This window comes from Streptococcus oralis subsp. oralis (assembly GCF_002096445.1).
Classification (GTDB): Bacteria; Bacillota; Bacilli; order Lactobacillales; family Streptococcaceae; genus Streptococcus; species Streptococcus oralis_N.
This window is the reverse complement of sequence record NZ_NCUK01000013.1, coordinates 843,274-861,296: the sequence shown is the minus strand read 5'-3', so window position 1 is coordinate 861,296 and position 18,023 is coordinate 843,274. Positions and strand designations below refer to the sequence as shown.

At 40.1% G+C, this 18,023-nt stretch carries 18 protein-coding genes; 12 read left to right on the top strand and 6 right to left on the bottom strand.

Annotated elements, in window-relative coordinates; translation table 11 throughout:
• Position 1: 1 nt before the first annotated feature.
• A complete protein-coding gene (locus B7721_RS07560) occupies positions 2 to 1,990 on the top strand; it encodes an FtsX-like permease family protein (RefSeq protein ID WP_084878369.1) in 1,989 nt (662 codons plus the stop codon).
• A 39-nt stretch (positions 1,991 to 2,029) separates the two neighbouring features.
• Here the strand turns inward: B7721_RS07560 and B7721_RS07555 are convergent, their stop codons facing one another.
• Positions 2,030 to 2,725, bottom strand: coding sequence for a VIT1/CCC1 transporter family protein (locus tag B7721_RS07555; protein ID WP_084878879.1), 696 nt, complete (start codon positions 2,723 to 2,725; stop codon positions 2,030 to 2,032).
• 205 nt (positions 2,726 to 2,930) lie between these two features.
• Between B7721_RS07555 and B7721_RS07550 the strand changes: the two genes are divergently transcribed.
• From B7721_RS07550 to ftsY, 3 genes are read left to right on the top strand one after another with little or no spacing between them, the layout of a single operon-like run.
• Positions 2,931 to 3,722 carry a Cof-type HAD-IIB family hydrolase gene (locus tag B7721_RS07550; protein ID WP_084878367.1) on the top strand — a complete coding sequence of 264 codons (792 nt, stop codon included), beginning with the start codon at positions 2,931 to 2,933 and terminating at the stop codon, positions 3,720 to 3,722.
• Positions 3,722 to 4,540: a Cof-type HAD-IIB family hydrolase gene (locus B7721_RS07545; RefSeq protein ID WP_084878366.1), complete on the top strand. Its 819-nt coding sequence runs from the start codon at positions 3,722 to 3,724 to the stop codon at positions 4,538 to 4,540. Before B7721_RS07550 ends, B7721_RS07545 begins: the two co-directional genes overlap by 1 nt.
• A gap of 3 nt (positions 4,541 to 4,543) precedes the next feature.
• On the top strand, positions 4,544 to 5,851 hold the full coding sequence (ftsY, locus tag B7721_RS07540) for a signal recognition particle-docking protein FtsY (protein ID WP_084878364.1): 1,308 nt from the start codon (positions 4,544 to 4,546) through the stop codon (positions 5,849 to 5,851).
• A gap of 43 nt (positions 5,852 to 5,894) precedes the next feature.
• On the opposite strand, the gene zwf is transcribed toward ftsY, so the two are convergent.
• From zwf to B7721_RS07525, 3 genes are all read right to left on the bottom strand, one after another.
• Positions 5,895 to 7,382 (bottom strand): glucose-6-phosphate dehydrogenase, encoded by a 1,488-nt coding sequence (gene zwf, locus B7721_RS07535; protein WP_084878362.1) that lies wholly within the window; start codon positions 7,380 to 7,382, stop codon positions 5,895 to 5,897.
• Between the two features lie 148 nt (positions 7,383 to 7,530).
• Positions 7,531 to 8,271 (bottom strand): amino acid ABC transporter ATP-binding protein, encoded by a 741-nt coding sequence (locus B7721_RS07530; protein ID WP_001096337.1) that lies wholly within the window; start codon positions 8,269 to 8,271, stop codon positions 7,531 to 7,533.
• On the bottom strand, positions 8,271 to 10,436 hold the full coding sequence (locus B7721_RS07525; RefSeq protein ID WP_084878361.1) for an ABC transporter substrate-binding protein/permease: 2,166 nt from the start codon (positions 10,434 to 10,436) through the stop codon (positions 8,271 to 8,273). The genes B7721_RS07530 and B7721_RS07525 overlap by 1 nt, the downstream gene beginning before the upstream one ends.
• 180 nt (positions 10,437 to 10,616) lie before the next feature.
• On the opposite strand from B7721_RS07525, the gene uvrB reads away from it, so the two are divergent.
• The 8 genes from uvrB to B7721_RS07480 all read left to right on the top strand — a co-directional run bounded on the left by uvrB (position 10,617) and on the right by B7721_RS07480 (position 16,847).
• Entirely contained in the window at positions 10,617 to 12,605 is a 1,989-nt protein-coding gene (uvrB, locus tag B7721_RS07520; RefSeq protein ID WP_084878359.1) for an excinuclease ABC subunit UvrB, read from the top strand.
• A gap of 15 nt (positions 12,606 to 12,620) precedes the next feature.
• Positions 12,621 to 13,247 (top strand): NAD(P)H-dependent oxidoreductase, encoded by a 627-nt coding sequence (locus B7721_RS07515; RefSeq protein WP_084878357.1) that lies wholly within the window; start codon positions 12,621 to 12,623, stop codon positions 13,245 to 13,247.
• A gap of 8 nt (positions 13,248 to 13,255) precedes the next feature.
• On the top strand, positions 13,256 to 13,819 hold the full coding sequence (locus B7721_RS07510) for a GNAT family N-acetyltransferase (protein ID WP_000262764.1): 564 nt from the start codon (positions 13,256 to 13,258) through the stop codon (positions 13,817 to 13,819).
• Positions 13,785 to 14,288: a GNAT family N-acetyltransferase gene (locus B7721_RS07505; RefSeq protein ID WP_084878356.1), complete on the top strand. Its 504-nt coding sequence runs from the start codon at positions 13,785 to 13,787 to the stop codon at positions 14,286 to 14,288. Before B7721_RS07510 ends, B7721_RS07505 begins: the two co-directional genes overlap by 35 nt.
• A 90-nt stretch (positions 14,289 to 14,378) precedes the next feature.
• Entirely contained in the window at positions 14,379 to 14,882 is a 504-nt protein-coding gene (locus B7721_RS07500; RefSeq protein WP_084878354.1) for a hypothetical protein, read from the top strand.
• 495 nt (positions 14,883 to 15,377) lie between these two features.
• On the top strand, positions 15,378 to 15,935 hold the full coding sequence (locus tag B7721_RS07490) for a hypothetical protein (RefSeq protein WP_084878352.1): 558 nt from the start codon (positions 15,378 to 15,380) through the stop codon (positions 15,933 to 15,935).
• The gene (locus tag B7721_RS07485; RefSeq protein WP_084878350.1) at positions 15,913 to 16,356 is read left to right on the top strand and encodes a hypothetical protein; all 444 of its coding nucleotides are present in this window, start codon (positions 15,913 to 15,915) and stop codon (positions 16,354 to 16,356) included. Before B7721_RS07490 ends, B7721_RS07485 begins: the two co-directional genes overlap by 23 nt.
• 23 nt (positions 16,357 to 16,379) lie before the next feature.
• A complete protein-coding gene (locus B7721_RS07480; RefSeq protein WP_071851053.1) occupies positions 16,380 to 16,847 on the top strand; it encodes an 8-oxo-dGTP diphosphatase in 468 nt (155 codons plus the stop codon).
• Here the strand turns inward: B7721_RS07480 and B7721_RS07475 are convergent.
• Together B7721_RS07475 and B7721_RS07470 are read right to left on the bottom strand one after the other, a co-directional pair.
• Positions 16,844 to 17,359 carry a transcription repressor NadR gene (locus B7721_RS07475; protein WP_084878349.1) on the bottom strand — a complete coding sequence of 172 codons (516 nt, stop codon included), beginning with the start codon at positions 17,357 to 17,359 and terminating at the stop codon, positions 16,844 to 16,846. The genes B7721_RS07480 and B7721_RS07475 overlap by 4 nt on opposite strands.
• Positions 17,360 to 17,370: 11 nt before the next feature.
• Positions 17,371 to 17,898, bottom strand: coding sequence for an ECF transporter S component (locus B7721_RS07470; protein WP_084878347.1), 528 nt, complete (start codon positions 17,896 to 17,898; stop codon positions 17,371 to 17,373).
• Positions 17,899 to 18,023 lie beyond the last annotated feature (125 nt).

Below are 18,023 nucleotides of genomic sequence, written 5' to 3'. Positions count from 1 at the left end.
TATGTTCCGATTAACCAATAAGTTAGCGGTATCTAACTTGATTAAAAACCGCAAACTCTACTATCCCTTTGCCTTAGCTGTTCTCTTAGCAGTGACCATCACCTATCTCTTTTACTCACTGTCACTTAATCCTAACATTGGTAAGATTCGAGGGGGAGAAACTATCTCTATGACCCTTGCTCTCGGTATGGTGGTTGTTACTATCGCTTCTGGAATTATTGTCCTTTATGCCAATAGTTTTGTCATGAAGAACCGTTCCAAGGAGTTGGGTGTATATGGTATGCTGGGGCTTGAAAAGCGCCATTTGATCAGTATGGTTTTTAAGGAGCTTCTTATTTTTGGTTCCTTAACCTTGACAGCTGGTCTCGGTCTAGGAGCTCTCTTTGATAAGCTAATCTTTGCCCTCCTTTTGAAGTTAATGAATATGAAGGTAGAGCTCGTTTCGACTTTTCAACCAATTGTCTTTATCCTAGTTCTCATCGTCTTTGGAGCTATCTTCCTAGGTTTGATTTTTATCAATGCCTTTCGCATCGCACGCATGAATGCCCTTCAGCTCTCTCGTGAAAAAGCCAGTGGTGAGAAAAAAGGACGTTTCTTAGGTCTTCAAACCATTCTAGGTCTGATTAGTTTGGGAGCGGGTTACTACCTAGCGGTTACAGTTGAAAATCCACTTTCTGCTGTTCTGATTTTCTTCGTAGCAGTCTTGTTGGTAATTTTGGGAACTTATCTTCTCTTCAATGCAGGGATCACAGTTTTCCTACAAATCTTGAAGAAAAACAAGCGTTATTATTACCAACCTAACAACATGATTTCCGTATCCAATCTTATTTTCCGTATGAAGAAAAATGCGGTTGGTCTGGCGACGATTGCTATTCTTTCAACCATGGTCTTAGTGACTATGTCTGCTGCAACGAGTATCTTTAAAGGCTCTGAAACTTTCAAGAAAGTCATGAATCCACATGATTTTGGAATTACAGGACAGAATATTGAAAAAGAAGACATAAATAAACTCCTAGACCAGTATGCTAGTGATAAGGGATTGACTGTTACAAAGAAAGAAGTTCTTACATACAGTAGCTTTGGTGTGGCAAATCAAGAAGGTACGAAATTAACAATCTTTGACAAAGGTCAAAACCGTGTTCAACCGAAAACTGTTTTTATGGTCTTTGACCAAAAAGACTACGAGAATATGACGGGGCAAAAACTCGCACTTTCAGGAAAGGAAGTTGGATTGTTTACTAAAAACAAAGAACTTCAAGGACAGAAAGAACTGACTCTAAATAACCAGACCTACACGATCAAAGAAGAAATCAAAAAAGATTTTATTCTTGAACATGTCCCAAATCAGTACAATATTCTAACTTCGGACTATAACTATCTGGTTGTTCCTGACCTACAAGTCTTTCTTGACCAGCATCCTAATTCTTCCATCTTTAATCAATACTACGGTGGTATGAATGTAACAGCTAGTGAGGAAGAGCAACTCAAACTTGCCAACGACTATTCAAAATTCCTTGGTGATTTTAATAGAGAATTAAGCAAAGAAGGAAGCTATGTTTACGGAAGCAATCTGGCTGATAGTAGTGCGCAGATGAGTGCTCTCTTTGGTGGAGTCTTCTTCATCGGTATCTTCCTTTCTATCATCTTTATGGTGGGAACAGTCCTGGTTATTTACTACAAACAAATCTCTGAAGGCTATGAAGACCGTGAACGTTTCATCATTTTGCAAAAAGTCGGTCTCGATCAAAAGCAAATCAAGCAAACCATCAATAAACAGGTCCTAACTGTTTTCTTCCTCCCATTGCTCTTTGCCTTCCTACACCTTGCCTTCGCTTATCATATGCTTAGCCTCATCCTCAAAGTCATTGGGGTGCTAGATGCGACCATGATGTTGACAGTCACTCTGTCCATCTGTGCTATCTTCCTCATTGTCTATGTCTTAATCTTTATGATTACCTCAAGAAGCTATCGCAAGATTGTGCAAATGTAAAAAAGATACCTCGATGTTTATCGAGGTATTTCTTTTATCTTAAATGCTGAAGAGTTGTCCAAACAGGTAAGTCACTCCCATGGTCAGAAGTCCGATACAGAGGTTACGGATCATAGCTGTTTTCGTAGGTGCCTTGCCTAGTTTAGCACTGGTATAGCCAGTGACGAGAAGGGAAAGGGCCACGATAAAAACAGTAGCAGGAATGCGATAGTTACTTGGAAAGATGGTGATCGAAAGCATAGGAGGAAGACTTCCCAGTACAAAGGCGATAAAGCTTGAGATCGCAGCATGCCAAGGATTGGTAAATTCTTCGTACTCGATACCGTATTTTTCCTCAACCAAGGCTTTGAGTGGATTTTTTAAAAAGGCCTTGTTGGTCAAAAGTTGGGCGGACGTTTCACACTCACCATTTTGAAGATAAGCAGCATAGAGGGATTGTTTTGCAGATTCCATGTCTTTATCCAAGAGTAATTGCTCTCTAGCAACAGCGGCTTCTTCCGTGTCTTTCTGAGTGGATACAGAGACATATTCGCCACCTGCCATAGAAAAAGCACCAGCGAGGATAGCAGCCAATCCTGATAAAAAGATAATCCAGATATTGCTTGTCGCACTAGCAACACCGATAACGACTCCAGCGATGGAAATAATCCCATCATTGGCACCCAGAACACCTGCGCGTAGGATATTGAGTCGGCCTGCAAAGTTTGCATCAATTTCATGTTTCATTTCTGTTATAGTCATCTCCTTTCTCTCCATTATAGAGAAAAGAGTAGCGGAATACAAACTTTTTAAACTATCTGAAAAAAGTTCTACTATTCTAATTTTTATGCCCTTTGAAGTTTCTCCGAAAAAGTAGTGCTATCCTACTGTACTGGACCTTTTTAAACTTATCTATGGTATAATAGAAGATAGATTTATCAATTGGAGTATGAAGGATTTTATGATTAAACTTGTAGCAACCGATATGGATGGAACCTTTCTAGACGGAGAGGGTCGGTTTGATATGGAACGCCTCAAAAACTTGCTTGTTTCCTACAAGGAAAAGGGAATTTATTTTGCAGTGGCTTCGGGTCGTGGCATCTTATCCCTTAAAAAGCTATTTGCGGATGTGCGTGACGAAGTGATTTTTATAGCTGAAAATGGGAGCTATGTTGAGTTTCATGGGGAAAATATGTACGAGGCTACGATGTCTCGGGACTTTTACTTGAGTACTTTTGATGCTTTAAAGAAATCACCCTATTTTGATGAAAGAAAAATGCTTCTGACAGGGAAAAAAGCTTGTTATGTATTGGATACAGTCGATGAGACTTATCTCATGATTAGTCGTCACTACAATGAGAATATTCAAAAAGTAGCGAGTTTGGAAGATATCACGGATGAGATTTTTAAATTCACTACGAACTTCACAGAAGATACGATAGAAGCTGGTGAGGCCTGGGTCAACGAAAATGTTCCGGGTGTGAAAGCCATGACAACTGGTTTTGAATCCATTGATATTGTCTTGGACTACGTTGATAAGGGTGTGGCTATTGTTGAGCTGGCAAAAAAACTTGGTCTAACCATGGATCAGGTCATGGCATTTGGTGATAATCTCAATGACCTTCACATGATGCAGGTTGTTGGGCACCCAATCGCTCCTGAAAACGCGCGACCAGAGATTTTAGAATTGGCAGAAGCAGTGATTGGCCACCATAAGGACCAGTCAGTAATGGCTTATATGGAGGGCTTATAATGGCAGATATTAAATTGATTGCACTGGATTTGGACGGTACTTTGCTGACAACGGATAAAAAGCTTACAGATCGTACCAAGGCGGTCCTCAAAGCTGCGCGTGATCGTGGCATCAAGGTCGTACTGACAACAGGACGTCCTCTGAAAGCTATGGATTTCTTTCTCCATGAGCTAGGGACTGACGGCCAGGAGGATGAGTACACCATCACCTTTAATGGGGGGCTTGTTCAGAAAAATACGGGAGAGATTCTCGATAAAACAGTCTTTTCAATCGACGATGTGGCACGATTGTACGAGGAAACTGAAAAACTAGGGTTGCCGTTAGATGCCATTTCCGAAGGAACAGTCTATCAAATCCAGTCGGACCAAGAAAGTCTCTATGCTAAGTTTAATCCATCCCTGACTTTCGTGCCAGTCGCTTTTGAAGATCTATCTAGTCAGATGACGTATAATAAATGTGTGACTGCTTTCCCCCAAGAACCCTTGGATGCAGCGATTCAAGAGATTTCTCCAGACTTATTTGATCAATATGAAATCTTCAAATCGCGTGAACTCTTATTGGAATGGTCACCGAAAAACGTCCACAAGGCAACAGGTTTAGAGAAATTAATGAAACACTTAGGAATCGATCAAAGTCAAGTCATGGCTTGTGGGGATGAGGCTAATGACCTTTCTATGATTGAGTGGGCAGGTCTGGGAGTTGCCATGCAAAATGCAGTTCCAGCAGTTAAGGAAGTTGCCAATGTTATTACCCCCATGACCAACGACGAGGAAGCCGTTGCCTGGGCTATCGAAGAATACGTGCTAAAGGAGAACTAGAATATGGGATTATTTGACCGTTTATTCGGTAAAAAAGAAGAGCCGAAAATCGAAGATATTGTAAAAGAAGCTCTGGAAAATCTTGATTTGTCAGAAGAGGTTGAAGAAAACCAAACGGTAGTCGGAGAAACTTCTCAGGAAGAGACAGCAAGAGACAAAGTGGAAGAAACACCTGCTCAAGAAGAAATTCCTCAAGTCTCGACAGAAGAAGTTATTGAACCAGAAGCAGTTGAGGAAACTGCTCAGGAAGAGCCTGAGCTAGAAGTTGATGAGATAGAGCAAAATCAAGAGTTTGAAGAATTTTTCGAAGAAGAGAGCCAAGAATCTCTAGAAAGTGACGAAGAGCCAGCTTTTGAAGTAGAAGAAGAATATCCACAAGTTGAAGAAACCGTTCAGGAAAAATATGACCGCAGTCTCAAGAAAACTCGTTCGGGATTCGGTGCTCGTTTGAATGCCTTCTTTGCCAACTTCCGTTCTGTCGATGAAGAATTCTTCGAGGAATTGGAAGAACTGCTTATCATGAGTGACGTCGGTGTGCAGGTCGCTTCGAACCTAACAGAAGAACTACGCTATGAAGCCAAACTTGAAAATGCTAAGAAACCTGACGCACTTCGTCGTGTCATTATCGAGAAATTGGTTGAACTCTATGAGAAGGATGGCAACTACGATGAACAAATCCATTTCCAAGATGGTTTAACAGTCATGCTCTTTGTCGGAGTCAATGGTGTTGGGAAAACAACTTCTATCGGGAAATTAGCTCATCGCTACAAACAAGCTGGCAAGAAAGTCATGCTAGTTGCGGCAGATACCTTCCGTGCGGGTGCAGTGGCCCAGCTAGCTGAATGGGGTCGTCGTGTGGATGTTCCTGTTGTGACAGGGCCAGAAAAGGCTGATCCAGCAAGTGTGGTCTTTGATGGGATGGAACGTGCCGTAGCTGAAGGGATTGATATTCTCATGATTGATACAGCAGGCCGTCTGCAAAACAAGGACAACCTTATGGCCGAGTTGGAAAAGATTGGTCGTATTATCAAACGTGTCGTTCCTGAAGCACCTCATGAAACTTTCCTGGCACTCGATGCTTCAACTGGACAGAACGCCTTGGTACAAGCTAAGGAATTTTCGAAGATAACACCATTGACTGGAATTGTTTTGACAAAAATTGACGGAACTGCCCGAGGTGGTGTTGTTCTGGCTATCCGCGAAGAACTCAATATCCCAGTAAAATTGATTGGTTTCGGTGAAAAAATCGATGATATCGGGGAATTTAACTCAGAAAACTTTATGAAGGGTCTCTTAGAAGGCTTGATTTAATACAAAATAAATATCCTGCAAGTCATCTTGCAGGATATTTTTGCTATTCTAAACGGCCATCTTCACGATAGGCGATATCTGGTTGCCAGGTCCATTTAGCTCCATACTTTTCAAGTAAGTCAAAGCTAGCTTGTGGCCCCATGCTTCCAGCTTTATAATCGTAGAGTGGAGCTCCGTTTTCAGCCCAGAGCTTTTCGATACGGTCAATCAATTTCCACGAAGCACTTACCTCATCCCAGTGGCTAAAGTTGGTAGAGTTGTTATTCAAGACATCGTAGATTAATTTCTCGTATGGGTCTGGTGAGGCTCCAGTAGCAGTAGCATCTGTACGGTAATCCAGAGAACTTGGTGCCAGGTTGAATTCTTCACCGACTTGCTTCCCATTGAGGCTGAGAGAGAATCCTTCAGTTGGTTGGATATAGATGGTTAAGATATTTGGTGCTAATGGTTCTCCAAAGATAGAGTCCATTTGCTTAAAGACGATATTGACATGAGTCCCTTTTTCAGTCAGACGTTTCCCTGTACGGAAGAAGAAAGGAACACCACGGAAGCGATCGCTGTCCACAAAGAAGGCACCAGATGCAAAGGTTTCTGTTGTAGATTCTGGGTCGACATTTGGCTCGCTACGATAGGAAATGTATTTCATGCCATCGATTTTACCAGAGCGGTACTGACCACGGATAAACTGTTCTTTCAATTCTTCCTCAGTTGGATGATAGAGGTTTTTAAAGACCTTTATCTTTTCAGCACGAATCTCATCCTTTGTAAAGCTAGCTGGTTTGTCCATGGCTAGAAGAGAGAGGAGTTGGAGTGTATGGTTTTGAACCATATCACGAAGGGCACCAGATTGATCATAGTAGCCACCACGCTCTTCAACACCCAAACGTTCCGCAAAGGTAATCTGAACATTATCGATGTGTTCGCGATTCCAAACATTCTCAAAGATCATATTGGCAAAACGAACAGCAAAGATACTCTGAATCATCTCTTTACCTAGGTAATGGTCGATTCGGTAGATTTGCTCCTCATCAAAGGCCGCAAGGAGATCTTCATTGAGTTTGCTGGCTGTTTCGTAGTCTGTACCAAATGGTTTCTCAACGATCAAGCGCTCAAAACCTTTGCCATCAACAATGTTTTCAGATTTGAGGTGCTTGGCAATGGTTCCAAAGAACTGAGGTGCCATAGACAAGAAGAAGAGCTTATTGTGTTCAGCTTGGTATTTTTCGTTAAGTTCAGCTTGTAATTGACGCAAAGCAATGTAATGTTCCGTATCATTCACATCATGGCTTTGATAGTAGAAGTGGCTAGCAAATTCTTGAGCTTGCTCGGTACTATCTGCCAAATCAAGGATGGACTCGACAACTACAGATTCAAAATATTCCTTACTCCAAGGTCTACGAGCTGTTCCGATAACAGCAAAATGCTCAGAGAGATTGCCTGATTTATAGAGTCTGAAAAGGGAAGGGTAGAGTTTGCGTTTAGCTAAATCTCCACTCGCACCGAAAATTGTAACAATAACCTTTGATGACATCTAGCTACCTAATTTCTATATTTTTTCCTAGTTGGACTAGGGATGAGATTTTCTCATTGTCATAGCTTTTATTTTATCATAATTTTCAAAAAAATCAAAAATCCAATACGCAATTAAAAAAGTGTAAGGAGAACCTTACACTTTCGTTTTATACGTTTAAGACCTTGTCCAAGAACTCTTTTAGACGAGGGTGTTGCGGGTTGTCAAAGATTTGATCTGGCGTCCCATCTTCTAGGAATTCACCATCAGCCGTAAAGATAACACGGTTGGCCACTTGACGAGCAAATCCCATCTCGTGGGTTACGATGATCATGGTCATGCCTTGCTCTGCTAATTCCTTCATAACATTCAGTACATCTCCGACCATTTCAGGGTCAAGAGCGGAAGTTGGTTCATCAAAGAGCATGATATCAGGATTCATGGCAAGTCCACGAGCGATGGCTACACGCTGTTTCTGACCACCTGAAAGACTATCCGGGTTGGCATTAGCTTTATCTGCTAGTCCAACCTTTTCAAGCAACTCCATCCCCAATTTTTCAGCTTCTTCTTTGGTCATCCGTTTGTGCTCAATAGGTGCAAAAGTGATATTTTCTAGGACGGACATGTGAGGGAAGAGGTTGAAATGTTGGAAGACCATTCCCACGTTTTCGCGAACATGGTCGACATTGGTTGATTTTTCAGTCAAATCATAGCCATTCACTGTGATGTGGCCACTCGTTACCTCCTCGAGGAGGTTAAGGCTACGGAGGAAAGTGGATTTACCAGAACCAGAAGGTCCGATGATACAGACAACATCTCCTTCATAGAATTTAGTCGTAATACCTTTTAAAACTTCGTTTTTTCCATAATACTTATGCAAATCATTTACATCAATTTTTAGTTTTGCCATTAACGAATCCTCTTTTCTAAGCGTTTCGCTAGTCTAGTCAAAAGCGTGATAATTACAAGATAGAAGATAGCAAGGATTGCATACATCTTGAAACTTTGGTAGTTACGGGCAATGATGATCTTACCAGTTTGGAAAAGTTCAACCAAACCGATAGCAGACACGATGGTTGTATCTTTAAGAGCGATAACGAATTGGTTGACAAAGTTTGGCAACATCAATTTAGTTGCTTGTGGCAAGATAATCTTACGCATGGTTTTTCCATAAGAGATACCAAGACTGCGGCTGGCTTCCATTTGCCCAACTGGAACAGCTTGGATACCACCACGAACAATTTCAGCGATATAAGCTGCCGCATTAAGTGAGAGGGCGATAGTACCAGCTACAAAGTCATTAATTGGACTTTGATGGCCTGTAATCGACTCGATGAAGTTTGGAATTCCCCAGAAGATGAAGGCAGCAAGAATCATCAAGGGAATACCTCGAATAACGTCAACGAAAATCTCAGAAATCAGACGAAGAGATTTGTATGGGCTAACGCTAAACATACCAAAGATAATACCGATGACAATGGCAATTGCAAATGAAATAAGTGCTAAGGCAAGAGTGATTCCAAGTCCACTAAGAAGTTGTTTGTAGTTGTTTTGAAGCAAGCCCCAGATAGTTGTTTCGTCAACCGTACTTGTAGAGTCAGTTGAAGTTTCGCTAGCTAGATACTTGTCAAGAATCTTTTGGAATTCACCGTTAGCTTTGAGGTTCGCAAGTCCGTTATTGAACATCTGGATCAATTCTGGGTTTGTTCCTTTTTTAACCGCAAAGGCTGTTTCACCGATTGGAGTACCAGCTATCGGTGTTTTCAATTTTTGACCTTGGCTGATAGAATATTTGAGAACAGGCTCATCATCCATCACGGCATCAATAGCTCCAGTGTTGAGGCTGTCATACATTGATGCACCATCTGCAAAAGTTTTAATCTTGTAACCGTATTTGCTTTGGTTCTCCGTAAGAAATGTTTGAGAAGCCGTCCCGTTTTTCACACCAACTGTTTTATCCTTGAGGTCTTCATAAGAAGCAATTGTGCTTGATTCTTTTACACCGAGAATGGTATTAGCAGTGTAGTAGGAATCTGAGAAGTCAAAGGTAGCTTTACGAGCATCCGTAATAGACATTCCAGCGATGATACCATCTGCTTGCCCCGCTTGAACAGCGCTGATAGCTGCTTCAAATCCTGGGTTGGTAATTTCAATTTCAAAACCTTGATCTTTGGCAATGGCCTTGATGAGGTCCATATCAATACCGGTGTATTGATTGCTTGAATTTTGAAAAACGAATGGGGCGAAAGATGAGTCACTGGCAATAATGTACTTGCTTTTCACTGGAGTAGCTTTTTGTCCAGCAGCAGTAGTTGTCGTCGGGGTTGCCGTAGTTGTAGAAGCTGTCCATTTTTGGATGATTTGCTCCAAGCTACCATCCTTCTTCATTTGTGCTAGGGCTTCGTTAAACTCGGTAACCAAGTGTTCATACTTGCTCCCTTTCTTGACACCAAAGGCAAAGCTTCCAACAGCCTCACCATCCATATTGATGCTGAGATCTTGTCCTTGGTTAATCGCATACTCAATAACAGGTTTATCATCCATGATGGCATTTACAGCACCAGCACTTAGACTGTTATTCATCAAATCACCTGTATCAAAGGTTTTAATAGAAAAACCGTATTTATCTTTGATACTTTCGAGGAAACGTTGAGCGGCAGTTCCGTTCTTAACTCCAACTGTTTTCCCGCTAAGTTCCTCATATTTGGTGATTTTATTTGCCTTTGTGGTAGCAATGACAACTTTTGTATCATAATAAGTATCAGACATGGTAAAGACATTTTCACGTTCTTTTGTTTTTGTCATACCTGCCATAATAGCATCTGCTTGACCTGACTGCACTGCATTTACAGCTGCATCAAAGCCAGGATAAGACATTTGGATGTTCCATCCTTTGATTTCTGCGACTTTATTGATAATATCAACATCAATCCCTTTATAGGTTTGATCTGAATCTTTAAACTCAAAAGGTGCGTAAGCTGTATCAGACACAATCTTAACAGTATCAGCTTTTGCCATACCTAGTGAGAAAATGGGAAATAAAATGAGCAAACATGCTAGTATTTTTTTCTTCATTTTTAGTCTCCTTTTCCGAATATTTTCCCATTATATCAGAAAATGAATGAAAAGGCAAATTTTATGGATTTTATGTAAGGAAATGTAACATGAAATACTCACTCTTATCAACCTAGAGTAGAGTCTGAAAAGTAAATTTATGGTAAAATAGAAGGATAGAAAAATGCAGATGAGGCAATCATGATTAATAGAATTACAGATAATAAATTTAAACTAGTATCAAAATACCAACCTTCAGGAGATCAACCCCAAGCGATTGAGCAGTTGGTTGACAATATCGAAGGTGGAGAGAAGGCCCAAATTTTGATGGGGGCGACGGGTACAGGGAAGACCTATACCATGAGTCAGGTCATTTCCAAAGTCAATAAACCAACTTTGGTCATTGCCCATAACAAAACGCTAGCTGGGCAGCTCTATGGAGAGTTCAAGGAATTTTTCCCTGAAAATGCAGTCGAGTACTTCGTATCCTACTATGATTATTATCAACCAGAGGCCTATGTCCCTTCGAGCGATACCTATATTGAGAAGGATAGCTCGGTCAATGATGAGATTGACAAGCTTCGACACTCAGCGACTTCAGCTCTTCTGGAGCGTAACGATGTCATCGTCGTAGCTTCTGTCTCTTGTATCTATGGTTTGGGTTCGCCCAAGGAATATTCTGATAGTGTTGTTAGTCTTCGTCCAGGTCTGGAGATTTCTCGTGATAAACTCTTGAATGACTTGGTTGATATTCAGTTTGAACGCAATGATATTGATTTCCAACGGGGAAGATTTCGCGTTCGCGGGGATGTGGTGGAGATTTTCCCAGCTTCTCGTGATGAACACGCTTTTCGAGTAGAGTTTTTCGGTGATGAGATTGACCGTATCCGTGAGGTTGAGGCTTTGACAGGTCAGGTATTGGGTGAAGTGGATCATTTGGCGATTTTCCCTGCCACTCACTTTGTGACCAATGACGACCACATGGAAGTTGCGATTACGAAAATTCAAGCAGAATTAGAAGAGCAGTTAGCTGTCTTTGAGAAGGAAGGCAAACTGCTAGAAGCCCAGCGTTTGAAACAGCGCACAGAGTATGATATTGAGATGCTACGTGAGATGGGTTATACAAATGGGGTTGAGAACTACTCTCGTCACATGGATGGTCGTAGCGAAGGAGAGCCTCCTTATACGCTTCTCGACTTTTTCCCAGATGATTTCTTGATCATGATTGATGAAAGTCACATGACCATGGGGCAAATCAAGGGAATGTACAATGGAGACCGTTCGCGTAAGGAAATGCTAGTTAATTATGGTTTCCGTTTGCCGTCCGCCTTGGACAATCGCCCTCTCCGTCGGGAGGAGTTTGAGAGTCACGTTCATCAGATTGTATACGTTTCAGCGACACCTGGTGACTATGAAAATGAACAGACCGAGACAGTAATTGAGCAAATCATTCGTCCGACAGGTCTTTTGGACCCCGAAGTGGAAGTCCGTCCAACTATGGGACAAATTGATGACCTCCTAGGTGAAATCAATGCCCGTGTTGAAAAGAATGAGCGTACCTTTATCACAACCTTGACCAAGAAGATGGCAGAAGACTTGACCGACTACTTCAAAGAAATGGGCATCAAGGTCAAGTATATGCACTCGGATATCAAGACCTTGGAACGGACAGAGATTATCCGCGACCTACGCTTGGGTGTTTTTGATGTTTTGGTCGGAATCAACCTGCTCCGCGAAGGGATTGACGTTCCTGAGGTAAGCTTGGTTGCCATTCTCGATGCTGATAAGGAAGGTTTCCTTCGTAACGAACGTGGACTAATCCAGACTATTGGCCGTGCTGCTCGTAATAGCGAAGGGCATGTCATCATGTATGCGGATACGATGACCCAGTCTATGCAACGTGCTATCGATGAAACGGCCCGCCGTCGGAAAATACAGATGGCTTATAATGAAGAGCATGGTATCGTACCTCAAACCATTAAGAAAGAAATCCGTGATCTAATCGCCGTAACCAAGGCAGTTGCTAAGGAAGAGGACAAGGAAGTCGATATCAATAGCCTCAACAAACAAGAGCGCAAAGAACTCGTCAAAAAACTCGAAAAACAAATGCAAGAAGCCGTCGAAGTACTTGATTTTGAACTGGCAGCTCAGATACGTGATATGATGTTGGAAGTGAAGGCGTTAGATTAGTGAAGGAGAAAACGAATGAAAATTTTAGTCATCAATGGACATCCTGACAAGGGCAGTTTCTGTCAAGAAATTTTTCAAAAGATTGTAGAAAATATTGACTCAAATCATCATGAGCTTGAATCTATTAACCTAAATGAGATAGATTTTGATCCCGTATTACGTTATGGTTATCGAAAACGGATGGAAGAGGACTCCTTCATACTTCGCTCTCAGGAATTAATTCAGTGGGCAGATCATTTCATTTTTGTTTATCCAATTTGGTGGAGTAGTATGCCTAGTTTATTGAAGGGGTGGATTGATCGTGTTTTCACGCCAGGAATTGCGTACTCTGCCAATAATCAAGGAAGTTTTATTTGGAACTACTTAAGGGGTCAGCAGTTTAAAAAGTTACTAAAAGGAAAAACAGCCAGTATTTACGCAACATCAATGGCACCAACATGGTGGTACAAAGTATTTTCAGGTTCTATCAGTATTCCAGACAGTTATGGAATATCAGTATTAAAGAATGCTGTCCTGAATCATTGCGGTATCAAAACAAAGAAAGTTTCAATTTTGGGTGAGTTAGGGCGTGAGGTAAATACAAATTCTACAAGACAAAAATATCTACAAAAAGTAGCTGATGAAGTCAAGGCGTTGGATTAGGAAAAAGTATGGTTTATTTAAGAAAACTAAATGAAGAAGATTTGGTGTCTTTGTGGGAAATTGCTTATTCACAATCTAATCCAATTTGGAAGCAGTATGATGCTCCCTATTATGACGATTATCAGCATTTTCCTAATTTTCAAGAATTTAAACTACAAAAATCAGAATCTACTCTAAACAACTCAAATCGCCTTGGTATTTTTGTTGATGATAAACTTGTTGGGACTGTTTCGCGCTACTGGGTATGTAAACAAACAAGATGGATGGAATTGGGGATTTGTATTTATGATAACAAATTTTGGAACTCTGGCATTGGAAAAGCTGCTATGCTACAATGGATAGATCGGACATTTAAGGATTACTTGGTGTTGGAGCATCTTGGTTTGACAACTTGGTCAGGAAATCTTGGTATGGTAAAACTTGCTGAAAAATTAAGAATGAAAAAAGAAGCTCATATTCCAAAAGTTCGTTATTACCAAGGCAAATATTTTGATAGTATTAAATATGGTATTCTGAGAGAAGAATGGAGTAAAATAAATGAACCTAACTATCAAACAAATGGAAACTCCTGAAGAGATAGAAGGTAAATCCTTCGTTCATTGGCAAACGTGGAGAGAGGCTTATGATGATCTTTTACCTGCAGAATTTCAGGAGACGATGACATTAGAAAGATGTCGATTCTTTAGTCAAAAATATCCTAAAAATACATTGATTGCGATAGATGGTATGAAAGTAGTTGGTTTTATCAGTTATGGAAACTTTCGTGATGAGACTATTCGAGCTGGTGAAATTATTGCCTTATATGTTTTAAAAGACTATTACGGAAAAGGTATTGCTCAGAAGTTAATGAAGGAAGCTCTGACGACTCTTGAACAGTTCTCTGAAATATTTTTATGGGTATTAAAAGAGAATAAGCGAGCCATTGCTTTCTATCAAAAAATGGGTTTTACTTTTGATGGGCAAGAAAAAATACTTGACCTTGGAAAACCTATCACTGAAATTAGTATGGTACGTAAGAAATCATCGAAATCTGAGAGTTAAATACTGGTAGAATTGCGATTTTGTTTTCAAAATACGCAATGAACAAACAATCATGTTTTAGAATATATTTTTAAATGGAAAGAAGTTATTATGAATTTGAAAGAGAAGAATTATAAGAAGTCATCAGGCTTAGATTCAGTACGTTTTTGGTTACAAGGGCATCGATTTTTCAAATTTTTGCTTGATATTGTCTTTTACATCATCTTGTTCCTAGTTATAGAATTCACAACATCACAGAACAAAAGCATTCCAGCTGATTTTCGGTACAGAGAACTCTTATTTCCCTTGCAATTGAATCTTTTTATCTTGGGTAATAGGTTCTATGCTCTCTTTTTGTCAGTGAAAACTGAAAAAGAAAGGACTCTTAAAAGATTTTGTGAACCCTTTATTTATATCAATATCCTTAGCTTCATTTTTCAACTGATTGGTGTGAGAAAAAGAGGAAGAGTCGTTCTGTCACCTTTGTTTTCACTGGAGTCATCCTATATCTGGTTTCCTATTGTCATCTACCTTCTAGTCTTGATGTTAACTTTGGCAATCTTCTTTCTCTCTAAAGGCTCAAAAAAAGGAGTAGATGAAAATGAAGATGAGTAGGCAAATGAAGTACAAGACAAAAGAAAAGCCTTCTTGGACTAAGAGGATTTTTCTTTGGCTGGAAAGGCACAGAAGGATTGGTCAACTTTTGGATACGAGTGTATTATTTGGATCTATGTTTGTATCATTTCTTGCCGCCTCTTACATTAGTTATCCATTACCGAACATGAACTATCTTTCCCCCTTAAGCTTCAATCTTATCCTTCTGATCTTATCAACCTATTTCCTTGTCTTTCGTTTTAGTAGTGATAAACTTCAGAAATGGCGTTACTTTTCATGGGGATTTATTGGGTTCAATGGTCTTCTTTTTCCCTTTCATCTCTTGGTAGGTCTGAATTGGCTAGGACGTCGTAAGTCAACGAATTTCCCTCCCATAATTTCTATGGATCCAGCCTATGTCTGGGTTCCTATTGTAAGTTATCTATTTTTCTTTTTCTTGGGGCTGGGCATTTTGCTTTTGATTATACAGATAGAAAAGAGAAGAAGGAGGCGTAAATGGAACGAAAGATTAAGAAACCAAAGAAGATCAAACAACAGAACAGACAAATGAGAAAAATCCAGAAAAAGTATTCTTTGATAGCTCACGTCCAATTGTGGATGGAAAGACATTCAAAGATTGCTTCTTTTATGGATGGTGGTATAATATTATTATCTATTTTTGGTATCATGTATGTGTTGTTCGGGACGTCACTTATCCCGAAACCATATCAAGAACTGTCCTATGTCTTGCCAATTATTATGAATTTTGTCTTTTTGGTTCACACACTCTATCAAGGTATTTTTAGAGATGGTTTTAGCAATAAGGCTTCAGTACAAGGATTTTTAAAAACTTTTCTATTCATAAACGGACCTATTTTTCTCCTCCACTTAATTGTTGGGGTGAAAGGGAGAAATGTTAAAAAAATTCCTTCCCTATTATCTATCGATTATCGCTACATCTGGCTTCCAATTGCTACCTATCTAATCTTTTTCTTCATTCCAGCGATATTAATGGTCATTTTGAAATATAAGGACAAAAAGAGGAATAATCATGACAAAAGAAAATCTAAGTAAGTTAATTTCGTTTAAGACACTCTATTTGGCTTTGCTGATCTTTGTGGTTCTTCATTTGGTGTTGTTGGTTTTTGGACTATCTTTTACGCCGATTTTGTGGAATAGTTGGTTTTTCATTCTTTGTTTGACCTTCCTAATCCATCCCTGGATAATCTTTTATAGAACAAGAGATGCTAAATGGTATCACCTTATTTTTCAAATATTTAGTGGATTGGTGACATTTTACCTTTGGTTTGCAGCATTCTTTGTTTTATCAGTTATCTCGGATCCAGCCATCCCTATCAATATAGACTATCGCATACAAGATAAGGAAATCATCATTGCTAGAGGTTTTTTGGCCCGTACTACTTATGAACATCATGAATTGATCAATCCCTTTATCATGAAGTCAGAAGTAGAATATAACGAAGATACATTTTAATAACTTAGAAAGCGAGCAAATCTATGTCCCGTGCCCAAGCAACTATTTTAACCAACATCTGTCTAATCGAAGATCTAGAAAATAAGCGAGTAGTCATGCAATACCGCTCTCCTGAAAACAATCGCTGGTCTGGCTATGCCTTTCCAGGAGGTCATGTTGAGAATGGCGAGGCCTTTGCCGAGTCTGTCATTCGTGAAATATACGAAGAAACTGGCCTGACCATTCAGAATCCTCAACTAGTCGGCATTAAAAACTGGCCCTTAGATACAGGTGGGCGCTACATCGTTGTTTGTTATAAGGCGACAGAGTTTACTGGAAGTCTCCAATCCTCAGAGGAAGGAGAAGTATCTTGGGTGCAAAAAGACCAGATTCCAAATTTGGAACTGGCCTATGATATGTTGCCTTTGATGGAAATGATGGAAGCACCTGACAAGTCAGAGTTCTTCTATCGCCACCGTACAGAGGACGGCTGGGAGAAAGAAATTTTCTAATCTTTTACCAAATAACCCAACTGATCCAAGGCCTCCTCGATATAGTGGAGGTCTTGTTGTGTTTCTGCTTCAACAAGGTGGTAATGGATGCCGTCTGTCAATTCAGAAAGGGGTCTAAAGTCTGAATTCTCGACTTGTTCCAGAAAGTGCTGGACATCTCGGCGGCAGGTGAGTTTGAGTAGGGTTTCAATTTCGCCATAAACGGGATGATCGATTAAGATATTTTGAACGCGTCCACCATTGTCTACAATGGCTAGTAGTTCCTGACCGATTTCTTCCAGTTCATGTTTTACTTTAAAGAGTTTGTGGACGTAGGGGCTGGCATCATTTTCTTTGTAGATATAACCACGATTGGTGGATAGGATAGGAGCTCCATCTGCTCGGAGAATAGCGATGTCCTGTACAATGACCTGACGCGTAACATGGAAGTGTTCAGCCAAGGTTTGACCATTGAGAGCTTTTGGCGTCTCTTTTAACAGTTTGAGAAGAGCTTGTTTGCGATCCTTTGTCATAGTTTTTCCTTTTAGCGACGTTTTCGAAGCACTTTATAGACAGCTAGTGCTAATGTATAGTCTACCATACTATGGACGATTGTGCCAAAACCAACTAGGACAAAGAGAACATAAAACATATTTTCAACATTTGTCCCTGAAGTAGCATAAAAGATGATACAAGCTATTACTTCAGCGATAGCATGAACAACACCCAAAACAAAGTTAAAAATCCAAGATGCCTTTGGTTTATCCAAGATTTCAGGGAATTTTTTTAAGTACAAAGCCCCCAAAGTACCAAAAACAATGTGAGAGAAGGCACGTAGGACAATAACCATAGGGTAGCCTGCCATCAGAAAACCAAGACTAGAAGCAATAATCACAAAAGCAGCCATCAAAGGCGAAAGAAACATGGCGATAAAGATGGGGATATGACTTCCCAAGGTGTAAGAAGCCGGTGGGATAACGATTTTAAAAGGCATAATGATTGGAATCAAAATCGCTATTGCAGTGAGTAGGGCAGTCATAGTCATAAACTGCGTTTTTTTCCGTATATCCATAAGAACCTCCATTTATCTGTATATACACAAGTATAGTACAATAAATCACCAATCAAGTCAAGAAGTATTATTGATTTTTCAGGAAAATTTGGTTAAAATGTGGTAAAGAATAATAGGAAACGAGG

Excerpts from the sequence above, each read along its gene's own strand:
- B7721_RS07500 (WP_084878354.1), top strand. The coding sequence starts at position 14,379 with ATGAATTTGAAAGAGAAGAATTATAAGAAGTCATCAGGCTTAGATTCA.
- B7721_RS07475 (WP_084878349.1), bottom strand. The coding sequence starts at position 17,359 with ATGACAAAGGATCGCAAACAAGCTCTTCTCAAACTGTTAAAAGAGACG.
- ftsY (WP_084878364.1), top strand. The coding sequence starts at position 4,544 with ATGGGATTATTTGACCGTTTATTCGGTAAAAAAGAAGAGCCGAAAATC.
- B7721_RS07560 (WP_084878369.1), top strand. The coding sequence starts at position 2 with ATGTTCCGATTAACCAATAAGTTAGCGGTATCTAACTTGATTAAAAAC.
- zwf (WP_084878362.1), bottom strand. The coding sequence starts at position 7,382 with ATGTCATCAAAGGTTATTGTTACAATTTTCGGTGCGAGTGGAGATTTA.
- B7721_RS07530 (WP_001096337.1), bottom strand. The coding sequence starts at position 8,271 with ATGGCAAAACTAAAAATTGATGTAAATGATTTGCATAAGTATTATGGA.
- B7721_RS07505 (WP_084878356.1), top strand. The coding sequence starts at position 13,785 with ATGAACCTAACTATCAAACAAATGGAAACTCCTGAAGAGATAGAAGGT.
- B7721_RS07490 (WP_084878352.1), top strand. The coding sequence starts at position 15,378 with ATGGAACGAAAGATTAAGAAACCAAAGAAGATCAAACAACAGAACAGA.
- B7721_RS07545 (WP_084878366.1), top strand. The coding sequence starts at position 3,722 with ATGGCAGATATTAAATTGATTGCACTGGATTTGGACGGTACTTTGCTG.
- uvrB (WP_084878359.1), top strand. The coding sequence starts at position 10,617 with ATGATTAATAGAATTACAGATAATAAATTTAAACTAGTATCAAAATAC.
- B7721_RS07525 (WP_084878361.1), bottom strand. The coding sequence starts at position 10,436 with ATGAAGAAAAAAATACTAGCATGTTTGCTCATTTTATTTCCCATTTTC.
- B7721_RS07480 (WP_071851053.1), top strand. The coding sequence starts at position 16,380 with ATGTCCCGTGCCCAAGCAACTATTTTAACCAACATCTGTCTAATCGAA.
- B7721_RS07550 (WP_084878367.1), top strand. The coding sequence starts at position 2,931 with ATGATTAAACTTGTAGCAACCGATATGGATGGAACCTTTCTAGACGGA.
- B7721_RS07485 (WP_084878350.1), top strand. The coding sequence starts at position 15,913 with ATGACAAAAGAAAATCTAAGTAAGTTAATTTCGTTTAAGACACTCTAT.
- B7721_RS07515 (WP_084878357.1), top strand. The coding sequence starts at position 12,621 with ATGAAAATTTTAGTCATCAATGGACATCCTGACAAGGGCAGTTTCTGT.
- B7721_RS07510 (WP_000262764.1), top strand. The coding sequence starts at position 13,256 with ATGGTTTATTTAAGAAAACTAAATGAAGAAGATTTGGTGTCTTTGTGG.
- B7721_RS07470 (WP_084878347.1), bottom strand. The coding sequence starts at position 17,898 with ATGGATATACGGAAAAAAACGCAGTTTATGACTATGACTGCCCTACTC.